23 protein-coding genes are annotated in these 21,511 nt (G+C 71.2%); 3 read left to right on the top strand and 20 right to left on the bottom strand.

Going from position 1 to position 21,511, the window contains the following annotated elements; translation table 11 throughout:
• Nucleotides 1-20: 20 nt before the first annotated feature.
• A complete protein-coding gene (mobF, locus tag ACWF9G_RS22830) occupies nt 21-6,884 on the bottom strand; it encodes a MobF family relaxase (RefSeq protein ID WP_452517828.1) in 6,864 nt (2,287 codons plus the stop codon).
• Between the two features lie 335 nt (nt 6,885-7,219).
• Here mobF and ACWF9G_RS22825 point away from each other — a divergent pair, with 335 nt between their 5' ends.
• The 3 genes from ACWF9G_RS22825 to ACWF9G_RS22815 are packed head-to-tail and all read left to right on the top strand — an operon-like array spanning nt 7,220 to nt 8,744.
• Nucleotides 7,220-7,768 (top strand): hypothetical protein, encoded by a 549-nt coding sequence (locus ACWF9G_RS22825; RefSeq protein WP_452517729.1) that lies wholly within the window; start codon nt 7,220-7,222, stop codon nt 7,766-7,768.
• Between the two features lie 3 nt (nt 7,769-7,771).
• On the top strand, nt 7,772-8,335 hold the full coding sequence (locus ACWF9G_RS22820; RefSeq protein ID WP_452517727.1) for a hypothetical protein: 564 nt from the start codon (nt 7,772-7,774) through the stop codon (nt 8,333-8,335).
• 46 nt (nt 8,336-8,381) lie between these two features.
• Complete coding sequence (locus ACWF9G_RS22815; RefSeq protein ID WP_452517725.1) at nt 8,382-8,744, top strand: hypothetical protein; 363 nt, start codon at nt 8,382-8,384, stop codon at nt 8,742-8,744.
• Here ACWF9G_RS22815 and ACWF9G_RS22810 read toward each other — a convergent pair.
• The 19 genes from ACWF9G_RS22810 to ACWF9G_RS22720 form a co-directional block, all read right to left on the bottom strand.
• Nucleotides 8,741-8,983, bottom strand: coding sequence for a hypothetical protein (locus tag ACWF9G_RS22810; protein ID WP_452517723.1), 243 nt, complete (start codon nt 8,981-8,983; stop codon nt 8,741-8,743). The genes ACWF9G_RS22815 and ACWF9G_RS22810 overlap by 4 nt on opposite strands.
• Before the next feature lie 155 nt (nt 8,984-9,138).
• The gene (locus ACWF9G_RS22805; RefSeq protein ID WP_452517722.1) at nt 9,139-9,582 is read right to left on the bottom strand and encodes a hypothetical protein; all 444 of its coding nucleotides are present in this window, start codon (nt 9,580-9,582) and stop codon (nt 9,139-9,141) included.
• The gene (locus ACWF9G_RS22800; RefSeq protein ID WP_452517720.1) at nt 9,579-10,211 is read right to left on the bottom strand and encodes an LPD29 domain-containing protein; all 633 of its coding nucleotides are present in this window, start codon (nt 10,209-10,211) and stop codon (nt 9,579-9,581) included. The genes ACWF9G_RS22805 and ACWF9G_RS22800 overlap by 4 nt, the downstream gene beginning before the upstream one ends.
• The gene (locus tag ACWF9G_RS22795) at nt 10,211-10,729 is read right to left on the bottom strand and encodes a hypothetical protein (RefSeq protein WP_452517718.1); all 519 of its coding nucleotides are present in this window, start codon (nt 10,727-10,729) and stop codon (nt 10,211-10,213) included. The genes ACWF9G_RS22800 and ACWF9G_RS22795 overlap by 1 nt, the downstream gene beginning before the upstream one ends.
• A gap of 40 nt (nt 10,730-10,769) precedes the next feature.
• Nucleotides 10,770-11,519 (bottom strand): hypothetical protein, encoded by a 750-nt coding sequence (locus ACWF9G_RS22790; protein ID WP_452517716.1) that lies wholly within the window; start codon nt 11,517-11,519, stop codon nt 10,770-10,772.
• A gap of 196 nt (nt 11,520-11,715) precedes the next feature.
• Nucleotides 11,716-12,483 carry a DUF6884 domain-containing protein gene (locus ACWF9G_RS22785; protein WP_452517714.1) on the bottom strand — a complete coding sequence of 256 codons (768 nt, stop codon included), beginning with the start codon at nt 12,481-12,483 and terminating at the stop codon, nt 11,716-11,718.
• 69 nt (nt 12,484-12,552) lie between these two features.
• Nucleotides 12,553-13,209, bottom strand: a complete 657-nt coding sequence (locus ACWF9G_RS22780; RefSeq protein ID WP_452517712.1) for a hypothetical protein — start codon at nt 13,207-13,209, stop codon at nt 12,553-12,555.
• 67 nt (nt 13,210-13,276) lie between these two features.
• On the bottom strand, nt 13,277-13,969 hold the full coding sequence (locus ACWF9G_RS22775; RefSeq protein WP_452517711.1) for a hypothetical protein: 693 nt from the start codon (nt 13,967-13,969) through the stop codon (nt 13,277-13,279).
• A gap of 89 nt (nt 13,970-14,058) precedes the next feature.
• Nucleotides 14,059-14,502 (bottom strand): hypothetical protein, encoded by a 444-nt coding sequence (locus tag ACWF9G_RS22770; protein ID WP_452517709.1) that lies wholly within the window; start codon nt 14,500-14,502, stop codon nt 14,059-14,061.
• 154 nt (nt 14,503-14,656) lie between these two features.
• Nucleotides 14,657-15,670: a DUF3560 domain-containing protein gene (locus ACWF9G_RS22765; RefSeq protein WP_452517707.1), complete on the bottom strand. Its 1,014-nt coding sequence runs from the start codon at nt 15,668-15,670 to the stop codon at nt 14,657-14,659.
• Between the two features lie 81 nt (nt 15,671-15,751).
• Nucleotides 15,752-16,102 carry a hypothetical protein gene (locus ACWF9G_RS22760; protein ID WP_452517705.1) on the bottom strand — a complete coding sequence of 117 codons (351 nt, stop codon included), beginning with the start codon at nt 16,100-16,102 and terminating at the stop codon, nt 15,752-15,754.
• 205 nt (nt 16,103-16,307) lie between these two features.
• Entirely contained in the window at nt 16,308-16,592 is a 285-nt protein-coding gene (locus tag ACWF9G_RS22755) for a hypothetical protein (RefSeq protein ID WP_452517704.1), read from the bottom strand.
• A complete protein-coding gene (locus ACWF9G_RS22750) occupies nt 16,589-17,200 on the bottom strand; it encodes a hypothetical protein (protein WP_452517702.1) in 612 nt (203 codons plus the stop codon). Before ACWF9G_RS22750 ends, ACWF9G_RS22755 begins: the two co-directional genes overlap by 4 nt.
• 32 nt (nt 17,201-17,232) lie before the next feature.
• Nucleotides 17,233-17,703: a hypothetical protein gene (locus ACWF9G_RS22745; protein WP_452517700.1), complete on the bottom strand. Its 471-nt coding sequence runs from the start codon at nt 17,701-17,703 to the stop codon at nt 17,233-17,235.
• A 62-nt stretch (nt 17,704-17,765) separates the two neighbouring features.
• Nucleotides 17,766-18,620 carry a PP2C family protein-serine/threonine phosphatase gene (locus ACWF9G_RS22740; protein ID WP_452517698.1) on the bottom strand — a complete coding sequence of 285 codons (855 nt, stop codon included), beginning with the start codon at nt 18,618-18,620 and terminating at the stop codon, nt 17,766-17,768.
• Between the two features lie 99 nt (nt 18,621-18,719).
• Nucleotides 18,720-19,082 (bottom strand): hypothetical protein, encoded by a 363-nt coding sequence (locus tag ACWF9G_RS22735; RefSeq protein WP_452517696.1) that lies wholly within the window; start codon nt 19,080-19,082, stop codon nt 18,720-18,722.
• A gap of 191 nt (nt 19,083-19,273) precedes the next feature.
• On the bottom strand, nt 19,274-19,924 hold the full coding sequence (locus ACWF9G_RS22730; protein WP_452517694.1) for a hypothetical protein: 651 nt from the start codon (nt 19,922-19,924) through the stop codon (nt 19,274-19,276).
• 128 nt (nt 19,925-20,052) lie between these two features.
• Nucleotides 20,053-20,901: a DUF932 domain-containing protein gene (locus ACWF9G_RS22725; protein WP_452517692.1), complete on the bottom strand. Its 849-nt coding sequence runs from the start codon at nt 20,899-20,901 to the stop codon at nt 20,053-20,055.
• A 311-nt stretch (nt 20,902-21,212) separates the two neighbouring features.
• Nucleotides 21,213-21,506 (bottom strand): hypothetical protein, encoded by a 294-nt coding sequence (locus ACWF9G_RS22720; protein ID WP_452517691.1) that lies wholly within the window; start codon nt 21,504-21,506, stop codon nt 21,213-21,215.
• Between the last annotated feature and the right edge of the window lie 5 nt (nt 21,507-21,511).

Below are 21,511 nucleotides of genomic sequence, written 5' to 3'. Positions count from 1 at the left end.
GGCGTGCGAGCGCGGCGCGATCAGAGTTCGGTGCCGTGGTCGCGTCCGTGCTGACGCTGGGCCTCGAGGTGAGCAGCGTGCTGCTGCTCCGGTGTCGGTGCGGTGGTGCGGCCGGTGCTGGCGGGGGCGTGGATGGTGCGTAGCCGCTGCTCGGTCGCGGCGTCCATCGGCGTCAGTCCGGCGCGTCGGTCGCGTTCGGCCAGCGCGGTAGTGAGCTGCTCGGCGGCGGCCTCGGCACGCTCGGCGGCCCGGCGGCGCTGCTGTTCTTCGCGCTCGTCGTCTGCCTGAGCCGCGGCGAGTTCGGCGGCCAGGGCGGCGCTGTCGGCCGCACGGTTGAGCAGCGAGGCCCACAGTGCTTCGGGGGCTCCGACCTGTCGCGCGGTGTCGACCGCGGCGCGGGTCCGCTCACGGGCGGCCTGCAGCGCGGCTTCGGCGCGGGCCTTCTCTGCTTGTAGTTCGTCGAGGCGCGCTTGTTCGGTGCGGCGGGCACCGACTCGGATCGCGGGCAGGCCTGCGAGCTTGCGCTCGGACTCGGTCACCGCCGTGCGGGCACCGGCGAGGGCCTGGTCGGCGGTGGCTTGGGTCTTGCGGGCCTGCTGGGCGGCCGTGATCGCGGTGGCCTGCTGGTTGAGCTGCTCGTGTGCGGCGTGCACCCGCGCGGTGGCGGTTTCGGAGTTCGCGAGACCGGCCCACAGTGCCGGATCGTCGCGACGGGTGGCTGCCCGGCGCAGCCTGCGGATCAGCGATTCGAGGTCGGCGTCGCTGCTGAGTCGCATCGGTTCGTTGAGCAGCTCGGCCAGCAACTCGGCCTCGCGGGTCGCGACAGGATCGGTCGTCGCGGCCTCGGTGCCCGGGGCCTCGTCGACGGCTTCGTCGGCTTCGGCTGCTGCTTCGGCGGTGACGTCGCTGGCTTGGTCACTGGGCAGCGGGGTGTCGGGGTCGGCGTCGATTTCGAGGTCGGTGATCGCGCGCCGGTTCGGGTCGCGGTCCGGTTCGACCAGGGCGGCGAGGCGCTCGTCGAAGGTGCGGCGGGCGCGCTCGGCGGCGGCGGTGAGTTCCTCGGCGTGCGCGCGGGCTGCGGCGGCGGTGCGCCCTGCCTCGTCGCGGGCGGCGTCGAGCTTGTGTGTCGCGTCGTCGCGAACCGATTCCTGGTACTGGGCCAGCATCGCTGTGGCTGCCGCAGCGTCGGCCTCGGCCAGGGCCGCGATCTGGGTACGCATCTGGGCGACGAACGGGTCGTCGACGTCGAAATCGGTGAGCTCGCGGGCGGCGGCCTTGGCCAGGTCTGCTTCGGCGTCGAAGGCCTTGGTGGCGGCTTCGGCCGCGTCCAGGGCGGTGGTGCGAGCGTCGACGGCGGCGGGCATCAAGGCATCGACGCGGGCCCGGACCAGCGCCGTGAGCGGCTCGTCGTCCAGCGCGGTGGTGACCAGCCCAGCCGTGTACGCGCGGCGGCGCCCGGACTCGACGGCGGCGTCGACGAGCTCGGCGCCTGCGAGTGGTGCGAGCTCGCCGACGACGGCGCTTCGGCCAAGCACTGCGGGCATCGCGGCGTCGATCTCGGCGCGGCTCGGGGCGAAGCGTTGGTCGACCTCGATGGCGGCGTCGGCGCTGTCGAGGCCGGTCTCGTTGACCAGCGCGGTGATCGCGGCCGTGCGGGCGCGGCGTTCGTAGATGCTGAGCTTGATCGCCCGCTCGCGCACGTTCGACAGGTCCGCGACGGCGAGCTCCCCGGCGAGCTGCTGGACGTAGAGCACGTCGCGCCAGTCCACCGCGGGCCGGTCGCCGGCCGCGGCGTCCAGTGCGCGCCGGGCGTCGTCGACTTCGCCGCGCAGCTGAGCGGCCCACTCGCGGGCGCTGTCGGCGGCCAGCTTGGCCATGGCGATGTCGGCCTGGGCGTTGGACTCAGCCCGCTCGGTTTCGGCGTGGCGCAGTTCTTCGAGGGCGGCGACGAGCTGGGCATGGGTGGCCGGGTCGTCGGTGGATTCGGCGATCCGATCGGTCATGAACGCCAGGAACTGTTCGTCGATCGGTCCCGGTGCGGCCCGCAGCTGCTGCTGGTAGAGGTCGTCGGCGGCGGCGGCCTCGACTTCGGCGGCCTCCCATTCGGCCTCAGTGTTGCGCACCGCGTTCACCAGGCCGACGAGTTCGTCGCGGCGCTGCCGCAGCTCGGCCAGGATCGGTTCCATCACCTGGGCGTGTGGGCTGGTGTCGTCCATCGCGGTGGCGAACAGCAGAGATTCCTGCTCGCGCGCGGCGGCGAGTTCGGCGCGGATGCGCTGGAGCCGTTCGCCGGGGGACAGGTCGGGGTAGGGCAGCTCGACTGTGGGGGCCGACGCGGCTTCCCACACGTCGACGGCCGGGTCGTCGAGGCCGTCGTCGACGTAGTCGCGAATGAGTTCGGATTCGGCCCGGTCGCGCCAGTCGGGGGCGTTCTCGGGCAGTTCCAGCAGCAGGCGGTGCAGCTCGTCGGCGTGGTCGGCGACGGCGGTGTCCATGCCCGGATGCTCGGGCGGGATCGGTCGCAGCCCGACCGGCCATCCGAGGTCGTCGAGTGCCCGGAACCGGTCCTCGCTCGGCTCCTGTGCGAGCACATCGGCATCGGCGCTCGTCGCGACGGCGACGCCGGACAGCGTGGTCTCGCTGGCGTCGAGCAGGCTCAGCGTCGCGGTCTGTGCGAGCACGGTGTGGTCGGGGATCTGGACCTGGCGGGTGCCGATCCAGTGGTCGGCGCGGGACCGCAGGATCGCGGCGGCGTCGCGGGCGCGGGCCAGGCTGTGCTCGATGTCGTCGGTGATGGCTAGCACCATGGCGCCGGTGTCGAGCCGGTGTGCGTCGGCGAGTGCGATGGTGTCGAGCAGCGGCCGGAATTGGCGTCCGCCTTCGACGGTGCGCATCAGCGCGGCTGGGAGGGCACGGTCGAGCAGGTGGCGCGCGCGGTCGCGCGAGAGCTCGGCGACGTAGTACTCGTAGTCGCGTTCGATCTTGTCCCGCCGGGCCTCGGTGGTCGCTGCGGAGGCGTAGTTGTCGAGTGCGGCCTGCTTGTCCTCGGCGCTGCGGGGCACGCTGGGCCGGTTGCCGCGCAGCGGGTCGGCGAGGTCACCGACCAGGCGCCCGCGCAGCATTTCGGCGAACTCGGCGAGTTCGACGTCGACGCCGGGGTACCGGGACGGGACCGGCGCGACGCCGGGGATCTCGACGTCGCGCAGCGCCATGAATCGGCCGCCGCGTTCGGTGGTGGCCAGCACCGGTGTTGTGTTCATCGATGCGACCAGGTCGGTGAGCGCGTCGACGTCGACGGTGGGGGAGTAGGCCAGCGTTTCCACGCTGGCGACGGTCCGCGCGCCCGCGGTGTTGTCGACGTGGCGGGCGATGAGGATATCGGCGCGGGCCCGCAGCATGCTGGCTGCGTCGCGGGCGGTGATCAGTGATGCGGCGTCGAAATCCTGGCCGTCGCGGGTCACGATGTCGCCGACGAGTTCGGCGGTGTCCATACCGAGCGCGTCGGCCAGGGCGATGGTGTCGAGCAGGTCCTCGCAGTGCTCGGACTTGGTGATCTCGCGCATCAGTACGACCGGCAGCGCGCGGTCGAGCAGGTATTCGGCGCGGGCCCGGCCCAGCAGTGTGGTGGCGTAGTCGTACATCTCGGCGGTGCGGGCCGGATCGGCGATGCGCTTCTGTTCGGCGCGCATCACCTCGGTCGCGGTGAGGTTGTCGTCTTCGCGTGCCAGCACCCGCAGGAACATGGTCTTGGCTTCGGCGGGCTCGTCGGGAATCCGGTCCAGGTCCGGGTCCGGCAGCACGTCGGTGGCGACGTAGAGGGTGTTTTTGCCCTTGCCGCGGGTGAGACCGACGTAGGCCAGCGCGCGGCCCAAGGTCGTGTTCATCAGCAGGTGCGCGCGGTCGACGGTCATGCCCTGTGCGCGGTGCACGGTGCTGGCGTAGCCGAGTTCGGTGTAGTCGCGGACGTAGCGGGCGGGCAGGGTGATCCGGCCGCCGTGGCCGATTCCGGTGGCGGTGATCGTGCCGTCGGGGCGCACCCCGGTGATCCGCCACAGGTCGCCGTTGTCGATCGGGGATCCGACGCGGCGGCCGCGGCCGGTGATCCGCACGCGGGAGTTGTTGCGGCGGGTCACGATCGTGTCGCCGACGAAACCCTTGTGTCCGTCGGCGAGCTTGGTGTGTGCGCCCTTGCTGTCGACTTCGTTGCGCAGGATGTGGGCGGCCTGGGCGGCGCCGTTGAGCGCGTAGACGTCGTTGAGGGTGGCCGCCATCATCAGGCTGGACTTGCCTTCGGCGGTGTCGGCCAGGTGCGCGGTGAGCATCTTCTCGCGCAGCTCGTCGGCCATCCCTGAATGGACACGGTTGTGGTCGTTGTAGAACTCCCACGCCTGTTCCGCGTCGCCGTTGCGCACCTGCAGCGACGCTTCGGCCTCGGCCGGATCGTGGAACCGCACGACTTCGTCGAGCTCGGGGGCGTTGGTGTCGTGGGCGATCAGGCGCAGCAGTCCGCCGGAGTCGACGGCGGAGAGCTGGTAGGGGTCGCCGATCCAGCGCACGACCGCGCCGTGCTCGTCGGCGATGGTCTGTAGGGCATCGAGATTGAAGTTCGAGGCCATGCCGGCCTCGTCGACGAGGATCATCGTGCCGCGGGTGATGCCGACGTCGACACCGGCGTTGGCCTTGGTGATGAGGCTGTCGATGGTCTGGGCGCGGACCCCGATCTCGTCGCCGAGCACGCGCGCGTTGCTCATCTGCGGGCTCAGCGCGATCACGTTGCGGCCGTCGGCTTCCCATGCCTTGACGACTGCCCGCATCGCGGTGGTCTTGCCGGTTCCGGCGGGCCCGACCGCGACGGCCAGGCGGGCGCCGGAGCTGCAGAAGTGCTCCACGATGCGCCGCTGTCCGGCCTTGAGCCGTCGCGGTGCGCCGCGGCTGACACCGAGCTTGCGGGGCCGCGATTCCTCTTCGACCTCGTCGATTGCCCGGTCGATGGCGGCGCGGGTGAGGATCTCCGCGGTCGCGGCCTGACTGGCGTCCTGGAGGCGTTTGTCGGCGGCCAGCACGGCTTCGCTGGTGTAGCGCACGCTCGTGGCTGCCAGCGGGGAAAAGACGTTCTCGCCGTTGCGGCGAGCCATCGCGGCAGGCACCGCATCAGGGTCGATGGTCAGCTGGGTGCTGTGCTGGTCACGCACCATCGACACGACGTATTCGACGGCAGCACGATGCTCGGCGTCACCGGCGAAGTCGCACACCGCCAGCCGGTCCTCGACCGCTGATCGGATGTGGGTTTCGACCCACGTCGCACGCCGACCCGACACCTTGACGACAACCTCGTTCGCGATCCGCACCGGGTCGTAGGCGACCCGGTCACGGGCCGCGACGGCGTCATCGAGCGAGTCAAGGACGTGGTCCACGGACGCTTCGTTGAGCAGTGCCACGACCTCGTCGGGCGCGGCGGCGGGGTCGACAAGTGTGCTGAGGTCGTAGCGCCGCAAGGTCTGCTCGACCACTGCCATCAGCGTCTCTGAATCGGTATCGAGGGTGCCCTGCCGACCTCCGAGCTCCACACCGACAGCGACAGCGGCGCGGACACGATCGTAGGGCTCTGCGAGCTCGGGCAGGAGGCACCGGCGCACCACATCAGCGGCGAATTGCTCGCCGGTCCGGCCGTCTCCGAGGAACTCCGCGGCCCGCTCGCTCCACTCGCCGATCATCTGCCGCAGCGTCTTCGGCAAGGGCTTTCCCTCGCGGGTATCGAGGGTCGCCTGCTGGGCGATCTTGATCTGCGCGGCCTTGCCCGGGTTCTGCCCGTGGATCTCGCGGTACTGCTTGACCAGCTCCTCGGTCCTGGCCACGATGTCGCCCCGGCGGGAGAACTCCTTGATCATCGCTTCGCTGATCCCGACCACTTCCAGAGTCGGTTCCTTGCCCCGGCCGTGGGAGCGCTCCTCGAACCGCAAACCGAGCTCACGCTTGAGCTTGCCGGTGATCGACGCGTTGTACTGCGAGGACAGCGACACCGTGGCTTGCAGCAGCGCATCGGCCCGCAGCGAAGACCACTTTCCATCCGACCCGAGCACCCGCGAAGACACGACCACGTGAGTGTGGGGGTTCATGTCGCCGGTTCGGTTGTCGAAGTGCATGAACTTGGCGAGCGTCAATCCCTCGGTGTCGATGAGCTGGGTGCCGCCACGTCCGCGGCGGGCCAGCGCGTAGTTGTCCTCCATGCGCCCGAGCACCTCGCGCATCGCTTCCTCGTGCGCACGCCAGATCGCCCGACGCGTGTCGTCGTCGGCCAACCCCCACAGGATCGACACCGACTTCTGGGGCGTAAAGGTGCAGTCCCAGCCGACCACGGCCTGCCGAGCTTTGCGCTTCTCGTCGAACAGGGCCTTCTTGATTTCCTCGACGCCGGGGGGCCGTCCGAGCTCCGCGGTGAGGGCCTCCCGAGCTGATTCAGTGCGTAGATCGATCCACTGCTCGCGGGTCGGCGCGTGGTGCTCGGTAGCGATGAACTCGGCCTTGCGGCGTTCGTAGATCTCGGTGATCGGCGTCTTTCCGCCTTTGAACCGGTAGAACCCGGTGCCGAGTCGACCGGCCGCCAGAGCCTCCTCGGCAGATGCACCGGCTTCGAACTCGCGCAGGAAGATCTTATCGGCGTCGGGATGCAGACCCTCGCCGTAGAGGGCCCGCATCTGGGCTTCTTCGACATCGCCGGAAACGCCCATGATTTCGGCGCCTCGACCGGCCCACACGCCCGGTGGTGCGCCGTGTTCGTTGTAGTAGTCGGTGACGCTCATCCGCCCACGTTCACGGTCAGCAGTGGCTACTTGACGTGTCAAATATTCGTAGCCATCACCTCCGTGAAGCGGATGGATGGTCATCACCATGTGACCACCGTAGCCGCAGGCCAAATCGGACAGCAACCCAAAGTTCACAATGGTGGAAGAGGTGTGTAGGAGATTGGGTGCCCGCGGGGGCAGTGGCCGGCGGGCGGGCCGGGTAGGTGGGGGGACGGCACGGGAAGGGGCCGGGCAGGTACCTGGCTGGCACGTGACGGCACGGCTGGGGGTCGGACGGGTTCGAGCGACGGCGGGGCCGAACGTGCGCCACGCTCGCGCTGGGGCTTGCTTAGGTCGGTTACCGTTGATGGCGAACACCTCGCGCGCAGATGGGACAGGCGCCGGGAACCGCTAGGCGACTGAGAGGATTCGGGGACATGGCAGGCAGCAAGACACCGGCGGCGGGCGGGGCGGTCGCGGCGCGCAAGCTGGCGCGTGAGCGCATCGCGGCCACGCAGGAAGAACGGCGCAAGCGCGACGAACAGAACACCCAGGATCTCGCGGCGTTCTTCGTCTCGGCGAGCAAGGTCGACGACGCGGCGGCCAAGCGCGACGCGGCGATCGCGGCGGCAAATGCGGGCTTCGCTTCGGCGGAGTCGACGGCGATCGGCGAGCAGGCGGCAGCGCTCGCGCGCATCAAGGACCGGGGCGCGACCCAGAGCGAGATAGCCGACCTGACAGGGCTGTCGGTCGACCGGGTCGGTCGCCTGCTCAAGGCTGCTGCGGCGGGCGCGCGGGTCGCCGACGGCAAGCAGTCGGCCAGCAAGCCGAAGCCTGAACCGGTCGTGGCGGCCGATCCGGCACCGGCTGAGTCGGCACCGGCCGACACCGCAGCGGCCGACGCGGCGGCCAGCGGCGGTGATGGCTCGGGGTCGGCCGGGGAAACGCTAGGCGCGGGTGCTGCGGTGCCTGCGTCGGCGTCCTGAGCCATGGCGCGCCGAACCGTCGGCGACGACGGTCGGCCGCGCAACGCTCCGCTTCCGCTCAAGGTCGACGACGTCGGCGAGATCGCGCGGTTTGAGCGCAAGGTAGTGCGAGGTCCCGCGCCGGGCGACTGCTGGGTTTGGACGGGTGCGATCGGTGACGACGGCTACGGGCGGTTCGCCATCATGCGCGGCGGCCGTGAACGGGTCGTGAGGTCGGCGCGCTACGCGGTGGCGCTATACGTCGGGCCGGTACCGGCGGACCTGTACGCCCTTCACGACTTGTGCGACAACCCGGCGTGTGTCCGGGCGGCGACCGTGGGCGGTCATCGGCCGCATGTCGTGCTGGGCACACAGCAAGAGAACATCGCGGCGATGACAGGCAAGGGGCGCGGGCACGGCGGGCGGCCGGTGTGGGCACACGACGGGCTCACCCGCGCCGAACGGGTCGCGCGGTCGCTGGCGCTGCGCGAGGCGGTGCGCGGCGGCTGGGACGCGGACGCGGTCCACGCGGCGTTGCTGCCTCCGCGCCCGTCACTTTTCAGCGCGCCGGAGGACTGGGCGACATGATCGCGGCCGCGTCGCCGACGCGGCGCACAATCGGGAGGGGTGGGCAATGCTGACTGTGGTCGGCCTGATCGTGTTCGGGGTCTCGCTGGTGGCCCTGGCCGGGCTGCTCGGGGCGTGGGTGTGGCTGTCGAGTGGTCGCGTGCTGCGGGTGCTGGGCCTGGTGCTCATCGCGAGCAACCTGTATCGGCTCCTAGTCGCGGTGGTCTTCCCGTGGGTGCTGGGGTCGGCGCTGCGGTGGCTGGCCGTGGGCGCGCTGCTGTGGCTGGTCGGGCACTGGGTCTACCTTGTGCGGCACCGGCGCGCGCGGTCGGTGGCGGCGGCGCACGTCTTCTCGCTGCCGGGGCTGCGGGCGCTGGTGCCTGCGCCCGCGCCGTCCGGCGAACCGCTAGGCGGTCCGGCCGGGAGCTAGGCGCATTGGCACGCGCCATCGCGTAGCCATCCGCACGCGGGGCACGGGATCGGGAGTGCGACCGGCTCGCCGGTCATGAGCCACTGATTCGGTGCGCGGCCGGGGGTGCGGATCGTGGGCGGGGTCGCGGCGTCGACGTTGACGACTCGGTGAGTCTCGCCGCGTCGGCGGGCGGCGGCGGCAAGGTGGTCTAGGTCGGTGATCGGGGTCGGGATCGGCGGCGGGGCGTCGGTGCTCATGGGCTCGACCTCTCGGGGCGGGTGGTGGTGAGGTGCCCTGTATCGGTCGCGGGATCGGCCGCGCCGTCCATCCCTCGAGCGTAAGCGTGGATGGACGGCGCGGCCGGTACTGCGGCATTGTGCGGGGGCCTCGGCATCGGCCGGGCCGGGTCGTGTCAGCTGGCGCGGCGGGTCGCGGTGCTGGCCGTGGTCGGCGACCGGATGAGGTCGGCCGCGTAGACGGTTCGTTCGGAACTCGATCCGTGATCGTCGTCGAACTCGACGACGTAGAGGCGGCGGCCGGGCGTGCTCGGCTCGGTGGTGGCGTATGCCTCGTCGCGCACGGTGCCCGGCTGGATGAACAGCGGCGCGCCGACGGCCAGCGGGCTCGCGCAGATCCACAGCACTCGGGCACCGGGTGCATAGGTTCCGTCGGCGGGCTGGGCGGGATCGTCGGCGGTGTCGGTGAGCAGCACCATGGCGGCGGCGGTGGCGGCCTGCCAGCGTGCCAAGGCCAGTTCCTCGGTGTGGGCGTCGGGGTCGTCGACGGCTCGGCGGTAGGACTCGGCGGCGGCGCTGAGTTCGGTGGCGACGTGGCGGCGGGTGGCGGCGGTGATCATCGGCGGGCTCCTGCGTCGTGAGCGAGTTCGGGTGCGCGGGCCGGGGTCAATGCCCGGCGCGCGGCGGCGAGTAGCCGTGCAGGCACGCTGGGGGCCGCTGCGGCGGGCGTGTAGCGGGGTCGGGTGGCGGGGAGTTCCGCGGTGTCGGCAACCAGTGCCAGCGCGCGCGAGAGCGGGATTCGCGCGGGCTGGTCGGTGCCGTAGGTTCCGGCCAGGGCTCCGGCCGCCGGGCCCAACACGATCGGAGTTCTAACCGTGATCGGGTAGGCCGCGTTCCAGTCGATCGCGTCGGTGTCGGTGCGCGGGACGGCAAACCAATACCGATGTCCGATCGCGTCGGCGACGGCGTCGTATCCGGCGGCGGTGACCTCGCGGGCAGTCAGTACGCCGTGTACGCCGAACACCACGGGCCCGGCGGCGTCGTGGCCGTCGGCGAGTGAGCCGAACGGGCGGGTGACCTTCTCGACGGCGGCGACCGGGGGGCCGTCGGCCCATCGCACCGTGACCCAGTTGTGCCACTCGCCGCGACCGGGTCGCACGACGAACCGCGAGCGGGGCCAGGTGCGGGCCAGCTCGGCGCGCACGCGGCGGGCGACGGCGGCGGCGGGGAGAACTCGCGTCGTTGCCATCACGCGGCGCCGGTGAGGTAGGTGGGCGCGAGCGCGTCGGTGGCGCTGAGCGCGGCCGCGACGTAGCCGGGGTCGATTTCCTCGGCGGCGGCGAGCAGTCGCCGGGCGCGGTCGTGATCGCCTGCGGCGGCGGCTTTTCCGGCGGCGGTGAGGCGGGCCTGTGCCAGCGCGACGCGGAACCGGGCGGCGGTCTGGCGCTCGGCGCGAGGTCGGGTGAGTAGCTCGGGATGCTTGGTGAGGTAGGCGCGGACCTCGGCGGCGACGACTTCGCCACCGTGCTCGGCCGCGACGGTCTGCAAGTGCTGGCGGGTGACGTAGCGGGCCGCGTCGTCGACTCCGAACATGTAGGGGCCGCCGTAGTAGGCGGCGGCGTAGTCCTGGGCGGCGCAAGCGATCATGGCGCGGGTGCGGTCGGTGAACATCTCGGGGCTCTCCTTCGGCGGTCCTGGCGATGGTGGGAGGGCAAGCGAGCGCAGCTCGTGCGGCAGGTCCTCGGGGGCCGGGAGCGGGCCGGGCATGTAGGCAATGCCCGACCCGCTCGGTTGGCCGGTCGGGGTGCTACAGGGCGGCGAGCCAGTGAGCGTGACCGGTGCGGGTCCATCCGCGTGCCTCGCGCTCGGCCTGCGCGGTGAGCGCGGGCAGTCCGAGCTGTCGGCCTTCGGCGGCGACGCTGACCAGATATTCGGCCCGTTCGACGCAGAGCGCCCCGACCTCGGCGGCGTGCTCTGCGATGTCCTGCCCGTCGCGGCGGGCGGGCAGCTCGGCGGCGGCCGGGGCGATGTACTCGCCCTCGTCGGCCTGGTGGACCAACACCATGTTTCGGGCGGCGGCGGCCCACTGCTCGGCAAGGGTGCGGGTCTCGGCGCTGACCCAATCGGCCCGGCGGGCCCGGCGGGCCATCGCCTCGGCGTAGCGCACGGCCAGCGCGAGCACGTCGCCGAGGTTGTCGGCCTCGCCCTGCACCGCCCAGCGGCCCAGCGCTGCCCACGGGTCGCGGTCGGCGCGGTAGTGGGCGAACGAGAATCCCTCGGCGGTGAGGTTGAGCACGTAGAGGTGATCGATTTCGCTGGGGATGTCGTCGAGTTCGGCGGCGGTCATCTCCTCGGCCGCGACCACCGGGGGGCCGCCTTGGGCCGTGGTCTCGGCGAACTCGCGCCACGCCCCGACCGTGAGCGCGTGCCCGGTCAGGTGCAGGCGGAGCAGGAACTGGCCGATGCGGGGCACCTGGTATTCCGGCGAACCCTCGAACAGGTAGAAGCCTGCGACGGTGTCGCCGACGGTGATGCGAGTGACGGATCGTGCAGCCATGTGGCTTGCCTCCTCGGTGATGTGGGCGGATTGTCCGACCCACAACCCAATAGTACCCCAAGTTCCCCAAGTTCCCCGACTTTTGGATGTGACCCACAGCACATTTCCGGGCTCTGGGCGCCGGCTGTTCCGAGGGCGATTCGCCGGCTGACCCCGGTCGGTCGCGGAGCTTCGGCCGTCCGCCCGTGGTGGCGGCTCAGTGCTCCGTATGCGGCCTGTCGGCTGCGAGTCGCGCCAATCGCTGGCGCTGATAGCCGATCGCGACACCGGCCAACGGGGCGACGGCGTGCGGCCACGCCGCGCGGGCGGCCTCGGCGTAGTCACGCCCACCCAGTACGACCACCGGCCGCGCCAGCAGTCCGGCGGCGTCGGCCTGGGCCCGGATGAGGTCGGCGACCAGATCGCGGCAACCGGTCATCCGGGCGTCGTAGGGTGCCAGCTCGTCGGCCAGCTCGACCAGTCCATGCCGGGCGGAAATGATGCGGATGTCGGCATCGGCGGCGATGTGGCGGGCGGCCGATAGGCACTCGGTGAAGTAGGGGCCGGTGTAGAGCTCGGCGGCCGGGGCCGGGGTGTCGAGCTTGCGAGCTCCGCACGCGACCAGCACCAGCGGGCGGCCGGGGTCGGTGTCCAGATCGGCCGGGGTACCGGCCTGGGTGGTCGCGGCCCTCCACGCGGCGGCCAGACTGCCGGTGTCCTCGCCGACTCCGACCGGCTCGACGTCGTCGGCGCGGTTGTAGATGGTGACCGCCCATTCGCGAATGTCTGAGCGCGCGACCGGTAGCGAGTAGTCCTCGGTTGTGACGAGTGCGTAGCGGTCCGGGCCTAGGTCGACCTCGAGGGCGACGCAGGGCCCGCCGGTGCCGATGACGCGGGCGCGGTGACCGGCGGCGGCGAGCTGGGCCACTTCCGGGGCCAGCGTCGGCAGGTAGGCGCTGCGTCGGTCGGTGGCGTTGGTGAGCATTGGGGGCCTTTCTCGGCGGTTGCCCTCGGCGGCCGGGGTGGGCCCCGACCGCCGGGGCAAGGTGGGTGGCTAGAGGTGGCCCAGCAAGGCGGCCGGGGTGTCGCGCAGCTGCTCACCGGCGGCGATCTTGCTGAGTGTTTCCAGCCGATAGGCGGCCGCGTGCCACCGCTCGGCGGCCTCGGTGCGGTCGGCGTCGGCGCGCCGTACCTCCTCGGCTGCGGTCTCCATCCCGGCGCGTGCGGCAGCACGGGCGGCGGCCGCCCAGAGCGCGGCCAGGTCGTCGCGGGCGGCGAAGTCCGCCAGCATCGCGACGACGACGTGTCGGCCGCGACGGTTGGTCGCTGTCGGCGCGGATTCCGGGATGCCGTAGTCCCCGATTCGGTACACCGCTACTCGGCCCGGTGACTGTGCGAGCGTCTCGGCCGTGATCGTCCACCCTCCGACCAGCTGCACGCCGTTGACGGTCAGGCGCTCGCGCTGGTCGCCGACCCACTTCCCGCCCTCGGTGCCGTAGGTGTAGGCGAACGTTTCGGGGGCGGTGATGTGCAGCGGCGAGCCGACCGCCACGGACAGCGCGCCGGTGATGCGCGGCCCGCGTAGGCGATAGACGACGGTTCCGGCGTCGTCGGGTGCGCTGATGGTGGCCGTGACCTCGCCGACCTCGGCGATGTCGAATACTCGTGTGGTCGCGTTGGCCTCGGCGGTGGTGGTGCTCGGTTCGGACATCGGTCGTCTCCTTCGGGGTGAGGTCGACGGGCCGGGCAGGTAGGCACTGCCCGGCCCGTCGGACTGGTCAGAATTCGCCGGTCAGCAGCCGGTAGGGGTCGCGCGGGCCGTTGGGGTCGGAGATGCGGGCCAACAGAGCGGCGCGGGATCGGGCTTCGCTGATGGCGCGGCGTAGATCGGCCTGCTGTGTCGCCAGATCGTCGATGCGGGCCTGTGCCCTCTCCAGCTCGACGGCGGCGCGGCGCGCGGCCGCGAACCTGTGCAACTGCGGCAGGTCGTCGCGGGCGGCGAAATCGGCCAGTACCACGCGCAGCACGCGCAGCGTGCGCGTGGTCGTCACGTGGGACGCGGGTTCGTCACGGCCGGACTGCTTTTCGATGCGGCGCACCTTCGCCCATCCGCGTTCCGGGGCCAATGCCTCGTTCATGCGGTCGAAGCGGAATTCGCTTTGGCGGCCGACCAGTTGCACGCCGTTGACGGTGAGGCGCTCGTGCCACAGGGCGGCGTCGGTGCGTTCGTGCAGGCCGTAGCCGATGCCGTAGCCGAATTCGACCCAGGACGGGCCGGGGGTCCTCAGCGGCAGGGCGACAGTGACGCTGAGCGCGCCGCTGATGCGACGGCCGGTGAGCCGGTAGATCACGGCGCCGGTCTGCCCGTCGCGGCTGATCGTGGCGCTGACCTCGCCGACTCTGGCGATGTCGAACACGCGGGAGGTCTCGGCGGGGGTTTCCGCGGCGAGCTGCGCGGTGTTGCTGGTCATGGTGGGTGGTCCTTTCCGGGGTGCTGGGTGGCCCGTGGCGGGCCGGGGAGCGGGCCGGGCAGGTAGGCACTGCCCGGCCCGCTGATCGGTCAGAAGCGGGGTTCGTTGTGCCCGCATTCGTGGCACACCAACATCGGGGCGTCGCCGGAGCGGGCAAAGGTGACGATGCTCATTTCGCGTTCACAGCAACGCTGTTCGCGCAGCTTCGGCGGCGGGGCGTCGCTCTCGGCGGCGGTGATCGTCGCGCGGGCCGACAGTGCGCCGTCTCCGTCGCGGATGACGAAACCGACGCTGTGCGGCTCACTCCATCGCACGGCGAGCGTCGATCGGTCCTCGATCCCGTGCCGCACGTAGCCCCGCAGCCACTCGGTGAGTTCGTCGTACTTGCCGGTGATCGAGAAGTACTCGACATCGCGGTATTCGCCTTCGCCGTCGCCGAACTTGGCGTCGATGAACCGCAGCGTCCAGACCAGCCACGGGCCGCTGGCGGGCAGTTCCTCGGGGGCGGCCGGTTCGGTGGTGGTGGGTGTCATCTGGGTAGTCCTTCCGTGACGGGGGCGGCCTCTCCGCCCCACAACCAATATACCCCAAGTTCCCCAAGTTCCCCATTTGACGATAGGTGAACTGGGTCACATCTGATAGGCGGGGGTCGGACCCTCGTGTCGATCCGGCCCCCGCCTGGGTCCGTCAGCGCTCGACGCGCTGCCCGTCGTGGAACTCGACGACGTTGCCGTGTCGGTCGGCAACGGCGGTGATGCGGTGATAGGGCAGCGTCGCGCTCGCGCCGTCGTGCTTGTCGAGCGTCACCGACTTCTTATTGACGCGAGTTACCTTGTACGGCAACCACTTCCGTCCGCTGATGCGCACATAGTCACCATTGCGCACCTTGTCGGGTCCGAAGATGAGCACTCCGGCGGCCTCGGCGGCGGTGATGCGGTCGCGCCAGTAGTCGAACTGGCCGACCACCTGTTCCAGCGCGGCCGCCAGTGCGGCCCGGTCCTCGCCGTCGGCGGGCGGTACCGGGTCCATGAGGCGGCGGCCGTGGAGAATGCCGTGGTCCAGGGTCGCGCCGTCGAGCAGCCGTTCCAGGCGGGCGCGCTCGGCGGTCAGGCGCTCGATGCGGCGCAGCGTCACGCCGATGTCCTCGTGTGCGCCTTGGTCGGCGGCGGCCTCGGCGGCGACGCGGTGCGCCTCGGTGGCCGCGCGGTGGGCCATGACGGCGGCCTCGGCGGCCTTGCTGAACGTGGTGATGCGGCGGCGGTGCCCGGCCTCGCTGTGGTGGCCGATCATCACCGGCTGACCCAGCGGCGGCAGGGCCTCGCGGGCGGCGGCCTCGGCGGCGTCGGCGGCCTCGGCCTTGGCGTCGGCGGCGGCGGCCTGGCTGGCGCGCTTGGCGGCAATCGCGGCGGATCGGGCGGCACGGTCGGCCTCGACCTCGGCGGCCGGGCGCGGCGTGTCATCGATTCGCACGCTCGCCTCGTATCCGGCGGCGCGCAGCGTGGCGGCGGTGCGGTCGATCAGCTTGCGGGGGGCCTGCTTGTCGCGGGTGCCGCGAATGATCCACGCGCCGGTGCGCCCGTTGAACTTCCACCGGCGCCCGGTCTGGAGTTCGGACAGCAGCGTGGCCACCCCGTCGCCTTTGGTGGTGCCGGTCAACTGGGTGCCCTGGGCGTGGGTGTGGGAAATGGTCAGTTCGGACATGGTCCGGTCTCCTCGTGTCGTCCTTCGGGGGGGACCAGTGGGGCCGGGCAGGTAGGCACTGCCCGGCCCCACCGGGGGTTTTCAGGCCAGGTGTGCGGCCACGAATCGCGCGGCTCGCAGATCGCGGTCGATCTGCTCGGCGAACCGCTGCACGGTCTTGATGTCGACGTCGTGCAGCTGGTCGGCGCGGATCGCGGCGGCGCGCTGGGTCGGCTCGAGCGCGGCGATGCCGCGCAGGTGCTCGCTCCACTCGGCGGCGGCCGCGAAGTGCTTTTCGCCGTCGGTGACCAGGCACACGCCTGCCGTGCGGTCGCCGACGGTCCACGTCTGGTGGTCGTGGAAGTCGGCGCATTCCAGCGGCGCGGTGAAGCGAGCGGGGCGGTCGAAGCGGTAGCGCTGCGGGCAGCGGGTTTCGTAGGTGGCCTGGTCCATCGGGGTTCCTCTCGGGCTGGGGCGGCTTGTCCGCCCTACAACTCCCAATATACCCCAAGTTCCCCAACTTCCCCATCTGCCTAGTTGTGAGCCCGGTCACACTTGCGGGCGCTGGTCGCTGCCCTTGACCTGGGGAGAGGGTGAGGGCCGGGCGGTGCCTACCTGCCCGGCCCTCGGCCGAATCGTGGGGGCCGGGGGCCGCCGGCTAGTTCTGGGCGCTGCTCGCCGGCTGGCCCAGGGCGGCCTGGATGTCGTCGCCGTACTGCGCCAGCTCGTCCAGGATGGCGGCAGCGTAGAGCCCTGCGGCCGGGTGGTGATCGCCCTTGTCGGGGTTGGCGTCGAACACGATTCCGTCATAGACGGGGCCGTCGTTGACGTTGACGCGCATTCGGCCCGTGCGGGGGCTCGTGGCGATGTCGACGACGGTCGCGCCGTCCTCGCCGGTGTAGACGGTGATTTCGGGCGCGTGCTCGCTCGTCGGATCGCTCATCGCTGATCCCGCTTGCGGCCGCCGAACAGCACACCGGCCCGGGATCGGGTCACGGTCCACAGGTCGAAATGCTCGTGTCCGGTCGCGGTCGCGTGGTCGTGCTCGTAGCTGACATCCTCGTCTCGGGTGAATGTCGGCGACCGGTAATCGCAACTGCGGCACGAGTATCGGCGAGTTTCGGCGTGATAGTCGATGCCTTCGGGTGCGGTCGGCAACGGCGACGCGGGCGCGCTCGCGGCGACCTGCGCCAGGATCGCGCGTGCCTGCTCGAGGTCGTCGACGACTTCGCTGTCTCGGTAGCTGTCGAGGTAGGACAGCGCGCGCCATAGGGCGGCGGCCGCGTCGTGCTGGGGCGGTGCCGGGGGCGCGGCGAACGGTTCGCCTCCGGCCAGCATTTCGCGGTACTGCTCCTCGGTCGGCAAGTCGGTGGCGTAGACGCGGATCGCCTCGAACACCGTGACGTCGCGGTTGTTGACGGCTTCGGCGAGATGCGCCAGGTGCACGCTGGTGAGCGTGAATCCGGCCAGGCGGCACAGTGCGGGGTACGGGATGGTCAGATCGCGGCCGGTGATGCGGGCCAGCTCGGCGGCGGGGTGGTTGGTGTTCATGGTCGGTGTCGGCCTTTCTTCGGGGTGGTCGGTCAGGACAGATGGCGCACGAGGGCGCGCACGGCGGCCAGCTGCGGCCGGTGCTCGCCTGCGTGCGGCCACGTCTCGGGGGTCTCGGTGCTCAGGTCGTCGAGCAGTCGCCGGGCGTCGCGGCGCGCGGCCGCGCGATCACGCGGGCGAAAATCGTGCTCCCACACCAGCAATCCGGGGTGGTCGTCGGTCGACCAGGCATCGGCGATCACACGGGCCTCGTACGGGCTCAGCTCGTGGGCGGGGCCGTCGTGCTCCTCGGCGGTCAGCACACGCCACCCGATCGCGGTGGGCGCGTCGACGTAAAACGTGGTCTCGGCGTCGGGGTCGGTGTCGGTGGCCGCGTCGGTGACGGTCCACGTGGTCCCGTCCGGGTCGGCGAGCGTGCGAAACAGCGTTTCGGCCAGACCGACGGCGGCGACGTCGGGGCCACCGATCACCACCTCGGTGGTCAGGCGGATTGTGCGGGGCATCGCGTGTCCTCTGGGAAGGCGGTGCCCGGCCGGATCGGGCCGGGCACCGGATCGGGTTGGGGCTAGAGCCACTCGCGGAGCTCGTCGGGAACTTCTGCCGATGCGGGTTCCGCGGGCGACTCCTCGGCCGGTTCCGCGGGGGCGATGATCTCGAACAGCAGCGCGCTCGCGTTGTCGGCATCGCGCCCGGCGGCGCGTACCGCCCAGCGGGTGAGCCAGATAGCCGCGCGCTGCGGATTCGGCGCGGTGGTCATCGCGTGGTGAATCGCGCGCGCCGAGAGCACTTCGTGCACACCGTCGGTGGTCAGCAGCACCCGCACCGGTCGCAACGCGGCGCGGCCGTGCCAGTGCCATTCGGCGCGCTGGCGACCCTCGCCGGGATTGGCCAGCGACCGGGTGATGACGTTCGGCCGCCCGATGCGTGCCATGTTGTGATCCTCGGTCAGCTGGATCAACCGGCCCTCCGCCAGCTCGACCCACACCCGGCAGTCACCGAGCCATGCGGCGGCGATCGCGGCATCCTCGCGGTTGATCGTGACCACGGCGACGGTCGCGTCGGGGCGGTAGCCGTAGCCGGGCCCGTCGGCGAAACCGGCGAACGCGTTTCCGGCCTCGGCGTGGGCGGTGGCGGTGTACAGCGGCAGTACGGCGGCCGCCATCGTCAACAGCTCATCCGGGCAGTCTCCGAAGTCGGCGGCCTCGCCGAGTGCGCACACCGCCTCGACGGCGGCGCGGGCGATGTATTCCGAGCCCTTCGCCGATCCGACACCGTCGGCGATCGCAGCAACGAGGTAGTGGGAGTTCACGGCGGCGCGGGTTCGGAATGTGGCCGCGTCCTGCTGCACGGTGCGGCCGCCGATCTCCTCGGCGTGGCCTGATCGCGCGATCGGGGAAGTCCATGCGTAGTTGGCGAACATTTGGGTGGTCCTCTCTGGGGGTTGGTCGGCCCGTGGCGGGCCGGGGGAGAGGGCCGGGCAGGTAGGCACTGCCCGGCCCTACGGGGGAGGCTCAGACGGTCACCAGGTGAGCCGGTAGCGGCCGGGGGCCTCGGCGTCGCTGATGTGGGCGGTGTCGGGCAACCGGAACGGGGCCGATGCGGCGTCGAGAGCCTCGAAGGCGACATAGCCCCAGGTCTCGACATCGCCGACGGTGTCGGCGGTGCCGGGCGCCTCGGCGATCACCGTGCGGGGCGCCGGGGAGTGCGCGGTACCGGTGCGCAGCAGCGCGACGTACCGCCCGTAGGCGTCGCCGCTGTGCCAGTCGGGGGCGTGCTGGTTCTCGGCCTTCTCGGTGAACGTCTCGATCACCTTGGCGACGATCGCGGCGGCCAGTTCGGGCGCGTCGGGGTCGGTGGCCAGCGCGGCGGGGGGAGTAGGCATTTCGTACCTCCTGGGTGTCGGGGCGGTCTCTCCGCCCTCACGTTCCAAAGTACCCCAAGTTCCCCAACTTCCCCAATCGTACAGATGTGAACTGAGCCACATTCCGGTTGATCGCGGGAGCGTCTGACCGGGGCCGGGGGAGCGGGGCCGGGTAGGTAGGCACTGCCCGGCCGGGCAGGAGGCTCAGACGGTCACCAGGTGAGCCGGTAGCGGCCGGGGGCCTCTTCGGTGATCGCGCAGAAAACGGGCAACTCGTGTTCGACGGCGACGGCGTCGAGTACCTCGGAGATCATGAATCCCCAGGTAGCGACGTTCGCGGGGGTGTGCTTGTCCGTCTCCGCAATCTCGGCGACCACGGTGCGGGCTGCGGGCGAGTGTGCGGTGCCGGTGCGCAGCAAGGCCGCCAACAGCGTGGCGTCGTCGGGGTGGCGCCACTCCTCGGCGCGGGCTTCCTCCTTGTCGGCGTGGGCGGCGAACTGCGCGACCACCTCGGCGGCAATCCGTTCCTCGATGGGCGACGGGGTCGCCAATGCCGTGTAAATGGTGGTCATGGCCTCGGCGGCGGCGGCCATGCGGCGGGCGTAGTCGACCACCTCGAGCACGGTCAACTGATCGCCGTGGGCTCGGCGCTGGAGCGCGACGAGCGACTCGGTAGCGCGCTCGAGCCAGTAATGCGCCTGGCGCTGCAAGCGCTTGCGCTCGGCGGCGTCCGCGCCGAGCGTGGCCTGTGCGGTCTCGTAGGCGGCCGCCATGCGGCGCGCGCAATCGAGGTGATCGCCGACCGTGCGGAATCCGTCGGTGACATAAACGCTGGTCGTGGAGTCGACGCGGACGAACGACATTTTCGTCTCTCTCTCGTTTTCGGGAGCGGGGTTCATGGGTGCTGGGCGGGCCCAGCGAGCGGGCCGGGGAGCGGGGCCGGGCAGGTAGGCACTGCCCGGCCCCGCGATCGAACGGGGCCGGTCGGCGGCTAGCCAGCGGCCTTGATCTCGCGCATGCCCTCGGCCAGGTGCCACAACGCGCGGTTGAGCTTCACGTCGGTGGTCACCGAGTTGACCGGGCGGGTACGGGTCCGGGTGTCGGTGCGGGTGCGTCCACGCAGACCACCGCGAATGACGTTCTCCTGCACGACGTTGAAGGTCGACCACAGATCGGTTCCGCTGTCCTCGCGGCGGCGGGCGTCGAGCAGGGCGCGGGCCGGAATCGGGGCGTAGTTGGCCGGGTCCTCGGCCGGGTCACCCCACCGGGCCATCCGCGCCGACTCGGCGAACAGGGCCCGCTCAGCGGGTGCCATCTGCAACGCCTTCATCTCGTCGCGGCTGTGCTCGACCAATTCGAACTGGTCGAGCACGGTGTACGCGCCTTCGATCACGTCGGCAACCACGTTGCCGGAGTGGCGCACGCGCACGTCTTCGACGATGTCGCCGACCACCATCCCGTTGGTGCACACGAACCGCAGCATCCCGGCCAGCATCTGGTAGGCGCTGGTGCCGTTGTGGCTGTTCAGCAACACGATTTCGTTCGCCTCGGCCTTCGCGACGGTGTTCGCGTGGCGCAGGCGAATCAAGTGCTTGGTGAACTCGCGGTGTCCCTCGTCGCGGGTCTTGGTCTGCGCGACCGCGAAGGGGCGGAAGCCCTCGCCCTCGAGGCGGCGCAGCACCTCGATGGTCGGGATGTGGGCGTATCGGTGCGAGCGCGACTCGTGGGCCTCGGTGGTGAAGATGCTCGGCGCGTGGCGGCGCATCTCCGCATCGGTGAGCGGCCGATTCTGGCGGTAGGTGGCGGCGCTGGCTCCGAAGCGGGTTGCGAGAGCGGACATTCGGTCCTCCTAGGTAGTGGGGCGGCCTCTCCGCCCCTCTGCACACCAATATACCCCAAGTTCCCCAACTTCCCCAGATGGTGAAATGTGAACTGGGTCACATTCCGGCTGATGGCGGCTACAGGGTTGCGCCGGCTCTGGCGGGGGCCGCTGGGCCGGCGGCGGGGGAGCGGGGCCGCGTTCGCTCACCACAAGCCCATTTGTGCTGTGGCCTCGGCTGTTTCGCCCTCTGGCGGAGCCTGATCCTGTAGGGCGTCCAGGTCGACGGGGTCGGCCGTGGATACGATCCCGGCGGCGTCCTCGGCCGCGCGCTAGGCGGCCCGGGCGGTATCTTCGGCCGCGCGCTTGGCCTCGCGTCGGCGGCGACACGGCTCCGCCCACCGGCACACCACCAAGTAGCGGTGCAGCTCGTTGCCGTGGCTGCCGCGTTCGCGCCACGCCTCGCGGTCGGCCAGGAAGGCGGGCATGTAGTCGCGGGTGCCTTTCCGGCCGCAGGAGAAGCACCAGAAACACCAGTACGACGGGTCGTAGAAACTGTTCTTTCCCTCGCCGGGCCGTCGTCGTGCCCGGCGTTCGCCGGTGCGGTGTAGCGGTGATCCGTTCATGATGG

It is taken from the genome of Nocardia sp. NPDC055029 (assembly GCF_053608525.1).
The sequence above is the reverse complement of the archived record's forward strand: the minus strand, read 5'-3'. Positions and strand labels throughout refer to the sequence as shown.